We start from the raw sequence: 11,069 nt of genomic DNA on the forward strand, positions 1-11,069 counted from the left end.
AGACTTTTAGCTTGTTCACAAGTCGGGATAGGGCATTGCCACGACTTTAAATGGACATGGAGAGACAGTAAGACTGCTGCGGTAGCAAGTCTCGGTGAAGTGTCAAGAATCACCGCTCCTTCAGGACGGTGAGTATGTCAAAGTCTAGACTTTTTTCGTTTTTCCTTGATTTAATGGTTCTGAAATTAGGGCTTCAGCGACGTTCTGGGGCGGTGCATCAATCTTCGCAACATCGAGTGTCCCTGTGGTTTTTACCGCTGGTGGTGTTGGCATTAATCGTGGCGTACAAACAGGTGCGGATGATCATGGCTGAACCGCGTGCAGCCTTGGTGCTGGGGGGGTTGGAGGCGCGAGAATCCTACGCGGCTCAGTTGGCCCATGATGATCCGAGTTTGGAGGTGTGGGTGTCGTCGGGGAGTCCGGAGGCCTATGTTCAGGGGGTCTTTGCGTCGGCGGGGGTGGAGCGCGATCGCCTCCATCTCAACTACGATGCCGAAGATACCGTCACCAACTTCACCACCTTGGTGGATGACCTAGAGGCCGCGGGCATCAAGAGCATTTACCTGATTACCTCCGCTAACCATATGCACCGCGCTCGGATTATCGGGGAAGTGGTGTTCGGTAGTCGGGGCATTGTGATTAAACCCCTGCCCATTGAGGAAGGGGGGATGGCTCAAGAGTCTTGGGCAAAAAGTATGGTGGATGGGGGGCGGGCCATTTTATGGCTTTTCACCGGCCATACGGCGACCGAGTTGAAAGAGGATCTCGGCCAGAGGCTGCGATCGTGGTAGGGCCATGGCGTTAGAGAGCGCCGCGATCGTCTAATCCGGGCCGGGGCATGGGGGGGATCACCTGTTGATCGAGCTTGCGGAGCCAGAACCAGGCGAGAATGCCTAGGATTAGCCAGACCCAACCAGTGAGCGATCGCAACAACAAGAACCCCCCCACGGAAAACATCGCCCCAAACAGCACAAAGGTCGCCGCAATCACCCGCAAACTATCCAGTTTCAGGTTTTGAATCGGCGCAATCCCGGTGCGCTCCCGTTGTCGTCGCCAGCCGATCCCCGCCGGACGGACTTTGCAATAGAACGCATCGAGGGTTTCATCGGATTCCGGGGGCGTGACCAACATTACCGTAATCCACACCACCGCCGTGATCCCCGAAATCACCAGCAGGCGCGTCCCAAAGTCAGGAATCGCGCTCAAGGCTTCGGGGTTCAAACTGGTGATCAATCCAATCACAAAGCCGCACACCATCGCCGCCCATTCTGCCGCTGCGTTAATCCGCCACCAAAACCAGCGCAACATCAACACCAACCCCGGCCCCGTCCCGATCGCAATCACCAATCGAAACACCGTGCTCACATCTTCGGTGAAAAAGGCCGCAATGCCGCCTAATACGGTGACGAGAATCGACGCGAGCCGACCGACGAGGACAAGCTCCGTTTGGGGGGCTTCGGGGCGGAAAAAGCGGAGATAGAGATCATTGGTGAGGTAGGACGCGCCCCAGTTGATCGAGGTGGAAACGGTGCTCATGAAGGCGGCGACGAGGGAGGCGACGGCTAATCCTAATAACCCCGTGGGGAGAAAATCGAGCATCAGTTTTGGGTAGCCGAGTTCGCGATCGCTCAAATCCGGATAGATCACCAACGCCACCAACGCCACCAACACCCAGGGCCAGGTCCGCACCACGTAATGGAGGATATTAAACAACCACGCCGACTTTTCCGCCTCGGCTTCATCTTTGGCCGCCGCGAGCCGTTGGATAAACTCGCCGCCCCCATCACTGCGCCGAAATGACCACCACTGCACAAACATATAGGCTGAAAAGGTGGTGAGGCTAATCCCGGCGGTATCGCTCCAACCCCAATTTTCCGTCAGGGGAATAAACGAAAGGGCATCAAAATCGGTGCTAGCTTGGACGGCGGGGATCAGTTCATGGATGCCGCCCACATGGTTCACCGCGATCACGGCCACCATGATCGCCCCCAACAAACCGAGGAAAAACTGAAAAAAGTCCGTGGCCACCACACCCCACAGCCCCGAAAATCCCGAATACACCAACACAAAAATGCTCACCCCGACCACACTCCAGAGTTTCACATTTGGCCCCGGTTCAATCCCGACGCTCTGCCACAGTTCCAAGGCATCCACCACCTTCACCATGGCCAGCATCGCGTAGCCAATCCCAATACAGTTAATCGGTAGGGCAAAGAGAAAGGCTTTTGTCCCCCGCAAGAAGGCGGCGGGCTTGCCGCCGTAGCGCATTTCCGTCAGTTGGGCATCGGTGACAATTTCCGATCGCCGCCACAGCCGCGCAAACACATAGATGAGGATGACATGGGCGATCGCAAAACTCCACCATTCCCAATTCCCCACAATCCCCCGTGTTCCCACCACCCCGGCAATATACAGCGGTGTATCAATGGAAAAGGTTGTCGCGGCCATACTCGTCCCGGCGAGCCACCAGGGGAGCGATCGCCCCGACACGAAAAAATCCACCAAACTTTTCGACCCTTTCTGAGTCAAAAACAAGCCCAACCCCATCGCCAAGACGAGATAGAGCAGCACAATTAACCAATCCAACAGTTGCATAATCTTCTGGGTGTCCCGTTCTCGTTGCTCAGTCTATGGGCAAGTCTACCGATTAATGCGCCATCCTACCTGCCCTGTCCTCAAACTACAGAGTGCGATCAGGTTGACGTTGATCATGTTTACTCTCATAATGAGAGCAAGTCAAACAGCAAACAACCAACTACCACCCAAAAAAAACAGCCATGAAAATAAAAAAATACAGAATAAAAAAATATGAGAATCATTGCAACGAAAAATCTCATAGGGGATGCACAAAAATATCCTGGACTCTTGCCAGTGATCGCATCTTGGTGTCAGGTTGTCAAAAATATTAATTGGCAAAATTTAGAAGAAGTCAAGCAAAACTATGCCTCTGCGGAAGCTGTGGGAGATTTTACGGTTTTCAATATCAAAGGCAATCAGTATCGTTTAATTGTCGGGATTAACTACACAAAGCAAATTATTTATTATAAATATCTTTTAACTCATGCCGAGTATGACAAAGGGAGATGGAAAAATGACCCTTACTTTTGATCACAAACGTTATGGTCAACTGTTGGCGGAGACACTGCCAGCGGTGATCACAACAGAAGCTGAATACGATCGCATCTTGGCCATTACTGAACCATTATTTTTCTCGAATGACTTAGAACCCGAAGCAGAAATGCTGTTGGATCTATTGGTACAACTGATTAAACAGTATGAAGAACAGCACTACCCGATGCCAGAGGTTAAACCCCATGTGATGTTACAACACTTGATCGAATCCAAAGGAATTCGGCAAGCGGATTTAGTGGGAGTGATTGGTTCGAGTGGTGTGGTTTCAGAAGTGGTGAACGGTAAACGGGCCATTAGTAAAGCTCAAGCCAAAGCCCTCGGTGATTATTTTCAAATCTCTCCGAGTGTGTTTATTTGATCAGGGCGTTAAACGCCTGGTGAGGGGGTGCGATCTTGTCCGTGCTGCTCAGTTTGCGATCGCAATGACGAAATTCTCAATCCATTGGCTTGCGATCGCAACTGGGCTTCAAGTTCAGGCGTGAGGGTAATCGTGAGGGACATGGCCGCGCCGGATAAAACGATCACCCTCTATTCTAGATCGCGCCCCTCGATGCGATCGCGGTGGGAAGGGACGGCACGGGGCTTGATAGAATTTTCAGGTGGTGTGTGAACATCTGGCCGTATATTCTTTTAGTCTGACTCCATTGCCCTATGAATGCCTTCCAAATTTCCCGTCCTGAAATCCCGGCTTGCGCGTGGCAACGTGCGATTGGTGCAGAGTGGGATGCGCCCTATACGGTGCGGTATGCGAGTAATTTAGATGATGGCCCGGAGCATGGGATGCCCTTGGGGGGTTTGGGGGCGGGCTGTATTGGGCGATCGCCCCGTGGGGATTTCAATCTCTGGCATTTGGACGGCGGCGAGCATGTGTTCAAAACGATTCCGGCTTGTCAGTTCAGCATTTTTGAACAGGTGGGGAACGAAGCCCCCCAAGCCTACGCCCTGAGCACGGAACCGCCGGAGGATGGCACGCTCTCGACTTGGCAATGGTATCCGAAACACAAAGGCACGTACAGCGCCCTTTATCCCCGCAGTTGGTACAGCTATGAGGGGGTGTTTCAGAGTGAGATTATTTGTGAGCAGTTTTCGCCGGTGTGGGCGGGGTGTTATCAGGAGTCGAGCTATCCGGTGGGGGTGTTTGAATGGACGGTGCATAACCCGACGGATCAGCCGATCACGATGAGCATTATGCTCACTTGGGAAAATGTGGTGGGCTGGTTTACCAATGCGATTAAGAAGCCGACGGTGACGGTGCGGGATGATGGCAGCCCGGAATATGAATATCAGCCGAAATGGGGCGACAGCGAGGGCTGTTTTAACCAGTGGATTAATGATAATTATCGCGTCGGGGTGTTGATGGGGCGAGAACGCACCACGGACGGTGTGGAAGAAGGGGACGGCCAACTAGCGATCGCCAGTGTCACCAACGCCACGATGGAAGCCTATTACCTGAGTCGGTGGAATCCGGCGGGGGATGGTGATGAGGTGTGGAAATTCTTCTCCACCCAGGGGATGCTCCCGGATCAACAGGACGAAACCCCGGCCACAGCGGGCGAACGGATTGCCGGAGCGTTCACGATTCGGTTCACGGTGCGACCGGGGCGATCGCGCAAAATCCCCTTCATCCTCGCCTGGGATTTCCCCGTCACCGAATTCGCCCAAGGCATCAACTATTTCCGCCGTCACACCGACTTTTTCGCCCGCACGGGTCACAACGCCTGGACGGTGGTACGCACCGCCCTCAAGCACAGCGACGTATGGCGCGAAAAAATCCTCGCCTGGCAAACCCCGATTTTGAACCGCGACGACCTCCCCGACTGGTTCAAAATGGCCCTCTTTAACGAGCTTTACCTGCTCACCGACGGCGGCACGCTCTGGACGGCAGGCACAGAAACCGACCCCATCGGCCAATTCGGCATCCTTGAATGTCTCGATTACCGTTGGTACGAGAGCCTCGATGTGCGCTTGTACGGCTCTTTCGCCACGATGATGCTCTTTCCCCGCTTGGATAAAGCAATCCTCGAAGCCTTCGCCCGCGCCATCCCCACCGCCGACGACACCCCTCGGATCATCGGCTACAACCAAGCCCCCGCCATCCGCAAGGCCGCTGGAGCCACCCCCCACGACCTCGGCGCACCCAACGAACACCCCTGGGAAAAGAGCAACTACACCAGTTATCAAGACTGCAACCAGTGGAAAGACCTCCCCAGCGATTTCGTCCTCCAGGTCTATCGCAACTATCTGCTCACGGGGGCGAATGATGTGGATTTTCTCTGGGAATGTTGGGGGGCGATTCCGGTGGCGTTGGACTATTTAAAGGCGTTTGATCTCGATGGGGATGGCATCCCGGAAAATTCCGGCGCACCGGATCAGACGTTTGATGATTGGCAGTTGCGCGGCATCAGTGCCTATTGTGGGGCGTTGTGGATTGCGGCGTTGGAGGCTGCGATCGCGATCGGCGTGATCCTAATCGACAATCCCCCCAATAATCCCCTCCTCCAACCCGCCGACTACCCCCAAGGCATCACCAAACACCTCGAACAATACCGCGACTGGCTCCGCCAAGCCCGCCCCCTCTACCAAGAAACCCTCTGGAACGGCAGTTTCTACCGCCTCGACAGCGAAAGCGGCTCTGATGTGGTAATGGCGGATCAACTCTGCGGCCAATTCTACGCTCAGTTGCTCGACCTACCCGACGTGTGCGATCGCACCTATGCCCAAATTGCCCTGCGCACGGTCTATGATTCCTGTTTCAAAAAGTTCTACGCGGGCAAATTCGGCGCGGCGAATGGTGTCCTCATCGACGGCAGCCCGGAAAACCCCAACGCGACCCACCCCCTCGAAGTCTGGACGGGAATTAATTTCGGCCTCGCGGCTTACATGCTGTTAATGGGGATGAAGGAGGAAGCGTTTGAGGTGGCGGAAGCGGTGGTTAAACAGGTCTACGAAAACGGTCTCCAATTCCGCACCCCGGAAGCCATCACCCCGGTCGGCACGTTCCGCGCCTGCCACTACCTCCGCGCCCTGGCCATCTGGGGAATGTACGGCGTTTTAACGGAGTTCAAAATGAGATAGGTACTAACCCCATCACAAACGAAAAAAGTAGGGTGGGTGATTACTCACTCTACATCTGCAACTTAAACAAAACGTTCGATTGAATTCACAGAAGATTACATCAATAATTTGGATTTACACTTAAAGGCTATGATTAACAAAATTAGTGAATATTTTAAAGCACAAAAGATAATCACAGGGCATTTATATTTCTATGTCAAAGGACAAAAATATCAAGGACGAGGATTTATTCAGTGGGAACCAAATGATGGTTTCATTTTGGATGCCTTCCTAGATAAAATCAAAAATCATGATAATCAATCGAGTGATATAGGTAAAGTAAAAATCCCAAAAAAATCAGATTATTGTTCTATCCGAATACAGACAAGCAATGGTTGGATGCTTATACCTGATATATATATAAGTGATCAACTTAAGTTGGGCTTATTGCAAAGAAATTTATCTTTATCATTTAATCGTATATTTATTTGTGATTTGTGTTTACCAATTTTCAATAATGATACAGAACCAAAATGGTATGGCAGTGCTTTATATCGAATAGAAGATGATAGTTTTTTTGGTGATCCTGTAACTGTCACAACGAAATTAGAAAATCAATTAATTGAACAGCTTGGTAAAACAGGATTATTGTATGAGGAAAGTAATATTAAACTCAAAGGATATTTCCTTAAAAAGGGATATTTTCATTTACACTGGATTCTTTCTCAAAAATCTTATAGTAAATCCGAATCTTGGAATTGGCCCATTGGACTTCAAGAGGCCTTACGGATTTTATGTGGAGAAACTGTGCAAATACTTCAACGTCAAGTTAGAAGGGCCACAAAAAAAATCATTGAAGTTAGAACGGAGCAAGAATACAAGGATTTAGGGCTATTTGCTTTTTTTGATAATCAATATTTTAAGAGTGATCAACGCACAAAGATCATTGTATATGTATCCAATTTCTTTTGTCGAAAAAAAGAATTTCATGAAATTTGTACAAGAATTTTCTTTCAAATTTTGGAAGCTAGTGAACAGCAATTACAAAGTAGTCAAGAGCTATTTGTTGCAACTACTCTAGAAGCCATAATCAGAACAATCTATGATCTTCCAGTAACAAAAAAGGATAATTCTAAAGGCTTGGTTGAACAATATTTAAATGGCAAATTCAAGGGTTCATATTTCTTAAATGAAAGCAATAGAGAGTTTAGAAAAGAATGGAAAGAGTTTTGTGAGTGTGCCATTGAAGCTTTTCAGCGTCTTCGGACTCGTAACGCACACCCAGATTGGCTAATACATACAAATAGTTTAGATGTTGACTCAAATAAAGAACAAGCACTGAACGATATGATCTATCTATGTCGATTTTACGGACATATTATTCTTGCCCTTACTGGATTTAAATTATTAAGACCTAATCCTCCAACACCTCATCAAAACTGGGGTGCTGTGGCAACTTTTTTTTCATGCAAACAGGAGTTAAGTAAAGAATCACCTCAAGATGATAAATGGCATAAAATTGTTGCAAGAAGAAGACAAGAAATGGTAGAAAACAAAGGAAAAAGAACTAAAAAATAGCTAGATCTAATGAGTTAGTGTTAGGGTGAAAAATATCCACATTTTGAAATCTTCAACATTTTGCCATGGTTTCAGCCTCCGGAACAGCGCCAACCCTCACCCTAGCGGACTTCCTCGCCCAACCTGAAACCCGTGCCCCAAATAGTAGAGTGGGCATTACCCACCTTCCTGTATGCTGAAAAAATAACTAGTAGTATTAAGCTTGGTATGGGTATTTTGGCGATTCAGGCTGATGAACGGGTTAAGAGTGTTTCGTTTACAGAAGATGCAATCAGCGTTGATTTGATGGATGGCCGGATCATTACGGTTCCTCTGGTTTGGTATCCAAAACTACTCAATGCTCTGCCAGAACAGCGGATGCAGTGGGAAATCTGTGGCGGGGGTTATGGGATTCACTGGGACGAAATTGATGAAGACCTAAGCACAGCAGGAATGCTACGAGGAGCGCCCGCCCCTAATGCCATCTCTGCGAGTGTTTCTTGATATTAAAGTGAGAGGAACATTAAACCTCTCAGCATTCCTGAATGGTTTCACCCCCCGGAACAGCGCCAACCCTTACCCTAGAGGCTGTTCTCACCCCATCCGAAACTAAACCGGCCTGTGAATTGATAAGGGGATTTCCGAGCTAGCGAGTCCGAAGACCCGTTTTCTGATGGGTAGACCGGGCATCAAGGCTTGGCACTGTTGAAGCAACAGGCGATCGCTGAACAGGAAAACCGATTAATCATCACCCGCCTCCCCGGCTGACCCCCCATAATAGAAGATCGTAACTTCACCGCAAATTTGAACTTGACGATAACGATGCAGATTAAAACCGTTGAGACTTTACCCCTAGACTGGAGCGGCGATGCGTTGGCCCTAGGATTCTATGCCGATGCTGTGGAGATGAGCGCTGAGTTAGCAGCCATTGATACACGCTTGGATGGCACGATCGCAGAATTGATCGCCGAAACCGAATTCACCGGCAAAGCGGGCAGCAGTGCCGTGGCGCGGGTGGGCAGCCATAGCCCGGTGCGCAAAATTATCCTCGTGGGCGTGGGAGCCGAAGCGGACTACAGCCCAGCGGTGGCCCGCACGGCAGCGGCAGCGATCGCCCGCATCGCCAAACAGCAAAAGGTGAAAACCCTCGGCATTCGTGTGCCCATGGCGGAAGATGTGGGCAAGACCGCGCAGATGCTCACCGAAGGGCTACACCTGTCGCTCCATGTGGACAATCGGTTTAAATCTGACCCCCAAGATCAGGGCGCGGTGCTGGAAAGCGTCGATCTGTTGGCCCTGGGATCAGAGGCGGGGGCCTTGGCCACCGGGGCAGCGATCGCCTCTGGGGTGATCCTCGCCCGTGAACTCGTCGCCGCCCCCGCCAACAGCGTCACACCGCTCACCCTCGCCGCCCTCGCCCAAGACCTCGCCAGCGAATACGGCCTAGAGTTGAAAATCCTTGAACAAGCCGACTGTGAAGCCCTGGGAATGGGGTCATTCCTCGGCGTGGCTCAAGCCTCAGAGCTGCCCCCGAAATTCATCCACCTCACCTATCAACCCAGTGGCACACCCCGCCGCAAAGTCGCGATCGTGGGGAAGGGCTTAACCTTTGATTCCGGCGGGTTGAACCTGAAAACCGGCGGCAGCGGCATTGAAACGATGAAAATGGACATGGGCGGCGCGGCGGCCACCTTCGGCGCGGCGAAAGCGATCGCCCAACTCAAGCCCGATGTGGAAGTTCACTTCATCAGCGCCGCCACCGAAAACATGATCAGCGGCAAAGCGATGCACCCCGGCGACATCCTCACCGCCTCCAACGGTAAAACCATCGAAGTCAACAACACCGACGCAGAAGGCCGCCTCACCCTCGCCGATGCCCTCGTCTATGCGGACAAACTCGGCATGGATGCGATCGTCGATCTCGCCACCCTCACCGGAGCCTGTATCGTTGCCCTCGGTGACACCATTGGCGGCCTCTGGTCTCCCAATGCTGACCTCGCCGCCCAACTCCAAACCGCCGCCACCCAAGGGGGCGAAAAATTCTGGACTATGCCCCTCGAAACCGCCTATTTTGAAGGACTCAAATCTCCCATTGCAGATATGAAAAACACCGGCCCCCGTGCCGGTGGTTCAATCACTGCGGCCCTCTTCCTCAAAGAGTTTGTGGACAAAACCCCCTGGGCACACCTCGATATTGCGGGCCCCGTCTGGGCGGACAAAGAAAACGGTGTCAACAATGCCGGAGCAACGGGCTACCCGGTGCAAACCCTTGTGAATTGGGTCTTGCAATAAGCGATCGCCGGGTCGCTGGTGTGACCACAGACAAACAAGGGGCTTAAAGCCCCTTGTCCTCAACAGTTGCATCAGTCCGACCCACCCCCATCACTTGGCTTGAAGCTGCGCTAATTGTTCCGGCGTTAGCCCGGTGGCTGTCATCACCTGAGCATCACTCATCCCGGCTTGCAGTAAATTCCGAGCGATTTGCGCCTGGGCAGCAACCCGACCCCGTTCTTCCCCAATTTGAATCCCCTGCTCCCGACCCAGTTGAATGCCGGTATCGATCCCTTCATCCCGTGCGGTATCAATTGTATTTTGCAGGTCGCGATAATATTTGAGGCTATCTTCATAGGAGCGCACTTGAGCGGGATTGAATTTGGCGATTTCAGCGATCGCAAACAGTTTTTCAAAAATATCTTCTTGGAGGGGTTTGGGGATATCTTGCAGGCGGGTTAAGTTGCGCAAAATATAGAGCCACTTGTCAAAACGGGTGCTGAGTTGATCCACCGTTTTATTGAATTTGGGCATTTCCAAATAGACAAAGGTGAGCTTGTCGTAGAAGACTTTGCAGGTTTCAATATCAGTGAGCTTGACATCATAGCGATATTTATCCGGTTGCTGCTCATCGCCTGCAAACACAAAATCCAGAATTGCCACGGTGTACACCGCTTTGAGCTTATAATTCCAGTCTCCTTGTTTGGCTTGTTCGCGGATGGGGAATGTGGAATAAAAAACGGTGCGATCTTTAAAAAAATTCTGTTTCGCTTTTTGCAGTTCAACAATGAATTTTTCACCGCGTTCATTTTCACAGTAAAGATCAAAAATAGCCTTGCGATCGAGTCCGGTAGACCCAAGCTGCTCATTTTTGATGTAGTTAATGGATTTAATTTCTCCCTGCTCATCCTTGAGTAGAAGGTATCTGTAAAGAAAAGATTAAACAGTAAGGCGTTTGAGCATTAAAGAGGTCATGGCTTGATAGACGAAACACTCACTCATTTGGGGAAGGCGCTCATAGTCTTTACTTAAACGGCGATGCTTACCCAACCAAG

At 50.9% G+C, this 11,069-nt stretch carries 10 protein-coding genes; 7 read left to right on the top strand and 3 right to left on the bottom strand.

The genetic code is table 11. The features are described from left to right. The first annotated feature begins 173 nt into the window (after positions 1–173). Complete coding sequence (locus PN477_RS06715; RefSeq protein WP_272117818.1) at positions 174–791, top strand: YdcF family protein; 618 nt, start codon at positions 174–176, stop codon at positions 789–791. Positions 792–801: 10 nt separating this feature from the next. On the opposite strand, the gene PN477_RS06720 is transcribed toward PN477_RS06715, so the two are convergent. Beyond that, complete coding sequence (locus tag PN477_RS06720; protein ID WP_272117820.1) at positions 802–2,595, bottom strand: sodium:solute symporter family protein; 1,794 nt, start codon at positions 2,593–2,595, stop codon at positions 802–804. A gap of 213 nt (positions 2,596–2,808) precedes the next feature. On the opposite strand from PN477_RS06720, the gene PN477_RS06725 reads away from it, so the two are divergent. Both PN477_RS06725 and PN477_RS06730 read left to right on the top strand, forming a co-directional pair. Further along, entirely contained in the window at positions 2,809–3,108 is a 300-nt protein-coding gene (locus tag PN477_RS06725) for a type II toxin-antitoxin system HigB family toxin (protein WP_272117822.1), read from the top strand. After that, positions 3,092–3,490 carry a helix-turn-helix domain-containing protein gene (locus PN477_RS06730; RefSeq protein ID WP_272117824.1) on the top strand — a complete coding sequence of 133 codons (399 nt, stop codon included), beginning with the start codon at positions 3,092–3,094 and terminating at the stop codon, positions 3,488–3,490. Before PN477_RS06725 ends, PN477_RS06730 begins: the two co-directional genes overlap by 17 nt. Before the next feature lie 8 nt (positions 3,491–3,498). Here PN477_RS06730 and PN477_RS06735 read toward each other — a convergent pair whose 3' ends face one another. Next, complete coding sequence (locus PN477_RS06735; protein ID WP_272147103.1) at positions 3,499–3,633, bottom strand: hypothetical protein; 135 nt, start codon at positions 3,631–3,633, stop codon at positions 3,499–3,501. A gap of 150 nt (positions 3,634–3,783) precedes the next feature. Here PN477_RS06735 and PN477_RS06740 point away from each other — a divergent pair, with 150 nt between their 5' ends. From PN477_RS06740 to PN477_RS06755, 4 genes are all read left to right on the top strand, one after another. After that, positions 3,784–6,207, top strand: coding sequence for a GH116 family glycosyl hydrolase (locus PN477_RS06740; protein ID WP_272117828.1), 2,424 nt, complete (start codon positions 3,784–3,786; stop codon positions 6,205–6,207). A 129-nt stretch (positions 6,208–6,336) separates the two neighbouring features. Next, a complete protein-coding gene (locus PN477_RS06745) occupies positions 6,337–7,764 on the top strand; it encodes a hypothetical protein (protein WP_272117830.1) in 1,428 nt (475 codons plus the stop codon). Positions 7,765–7,971: 207 nt separating this feature from the next. Further along, positions 7,972–8,247: a DUF2442 domain-containing protein gene (locus PN477_RS06750; RefSeq protein WP_417158764.1), complete on the top strand. Its 276-nt coding sequence runs from the start codon at positions 7,972–7,974 to the stop codon at positions 8,245–8,247. Between the two features lie 318 nt (positions 8,248–8,565). Then, positions 8,566–10,035, top strand: a complete 1,470-nt coding sequence (locus PN477_RS06755; protein ID WP_272117834.1) for a leucyl aminopeptidase — start codon at positions 8,566–8,568, stop codon at positions 10,033–10,035. A 90-nt stretch (positions 10,036–10,125) separates the two neighbouring features. Here PN477_RS06755 and PN477_RS06760 read toward each other — a convergent pair whose 3' ends face one another. Further along, complete coding sequence (locus PN477_RS06760; protein ID WP_417158765.1) at positions 10,126–10,908, bottom strand: Rpn family recombination-promoting nuclease/putative transposase; 783 nt, start codon at positions 10,906–10,908, stop codon at positions 10,126–10,128. Positions 10,909–11,069 lie beyond the last annotated feature (161 nt).

The organism is Spirulina subsalsa CS-330 (assembly GCF_028330765.1).
Lineage (GTDB): Bacteria > Cyanobacteriota > Cyanobacteriia > Cyanobacteriales > Spirulinaceae > Spirulina > Spirulina subsalsa_A.

Coding starts and splice junctions, on each gene's coding strand:
- PN477_RS06715 (WP_272117818.1), top strand. CDS start 174: ATGGTTCTGAAATTAGGGCTTCAGCGACGTTCTGGGGCGGTGCATCAA.
- PN477_RS06720 (WP_272117820.1), bottom strand. CDS start 2,595: ATGCAACTGTTGGATTGGTTAATTGTGCTGCTCTATCTCGTCTTGGCG.
- PN477_RS06725 (WP_272117822.1), top strand. CDS start 2,809: ATGAGAATCATTGCAACGAAAAATCTCATAGGGGATGCACAAAAATAT.
- PN477_RS06730 (WP_272117824.1), top strand. CDS start 3,092: ATGACCCTTACTTTTGATCACAAACGTTATGGTCAACTGTTGGCGGAG.
- PN477_RS06735 (WP_272147103.1), bottom strand. CDS start 3,633: ATGTCCCTCACGATTACCCTCACGCCTGAACTTGAAGCCCAGTTGCGA.
- PN477_RS06740 (WP_272117828.1), top strand. CDS start 3,784: ATGAATGCCTTCCAAATTTCCCGTCCTGAAATCCCGGCTTGCGCGTGG.
- PN477_RS06745 (WP_272117830.1), top strand. CDS start 6,337: ATGATTAACAAAATTAGTGAATATTTTAAAGCACAAAAGATAATCACA.
- PN477_RS06750 (WP_417158764.1), top strand. CDS start 7,972: ATGGGTATTTTGGCGATTCAGGCTGATGAACGGGTTAAGAGTGTTTCG.
- PN477_RS06755 (WP_272117834.1), top strand. CDS start 8,566: ATGCAGATTAAAACCGTTGAGACTTTACCCCTAGACTGGAGCGGCGAT.